Here is a 780-nt window from a genome sequence, read left to right on the forward strand (position 1 = left end):
TTCCCTCAGTCAGAACCAGACGAATGGAATCACAGAGCTGCTTTCAAAACCAAGGGGTTTTTCGAACTCTTCAAATCCTTAATTTCTAATTCTGTATTGAAGCGAGCAGAAAATAATTTTTTTGCAATGGTTTCAGTCAAATTTTTTATTTATTTCAAACATTTACAAGTGACAAAAAGAAGCCTTATCCAACTTAAAGAACCTTGCATTGACGATAATTTAACGCACTATATGGCAAAAAATTTCTCAACGTTTCGTTAGAAGACGTTTTGACACAGTGAGAGTTTCATAACATGTCTACAGAACTAGATGCTCTTCTTACTCTCGCAGATGACCTATATAATCACCGACAACATCAAGAAACGTTGACGGTCATAGAGAATATCTATAACCTATATGATATATATCAATTTAATTACAACGACTTACAAGCACGACAAATAATTACAAATCATGACAGCTCTAAAGATTACAATTTCTCATCTCATTCAGTTGGTTCCTAATACTACTTTTGCAGAAGTATGATTTTAGGATTCCTATGGGGCTGATTGCATAATTCATGGGGATCCAGCTTTGACGGAGGCTGGTATGGGAAGAAGACTGGCAAGCGGATCTTGAGCAATGGCTCGTCCCGTATCTGGAAGGTCTTGGTAACAAGACACGGCGTAAAATGTGCCCGGCCTATATCGCAGATGGAGGGATCGAAGAACCGTTGGTTGATGTGCCTTGGTTCTGATTTCAGGCTTTTGGCGATTTGATTGACGGTTTTTGGGGTAGCTT

Annotated in this window: 2 protein-coding genes; one reads left to right on the forward strand and one right to left on the reverse strand. The window is 38.7% G+C overall.

All coding sequences use genetic code 11. The features are described 5' to 3' along the window. Positions 1 to 261: hypothetical protein (locus JK213_RS15790; protein ID WP_211571905.1), on the forward strand; the 261-nt coding region annotated here is incomplete at its 5' end. Between the two features lie 244 nt (positions 262 to 505). Here JK213_RS15790 and JK213_RS15795 read toward each other — a convergent pair. Further along, the coding region (locus JK213_RS15795) for a hypothetical protein (RefSeq protein ID WP_211571906.1) at positions 506 to 780 on the reverse strand (275 nt) is incomplete at its 5' end.

This window comes from Gluconobacter sp. Dm-44 (genome assembly GCF_018256175.1).
Lineage (GTDB): Bacteria > Pseudomonadota > Alphaproteobacteria > Acetobacterales > Acetobacteraceae > Gluconobacter > Gluconobacter cadivus.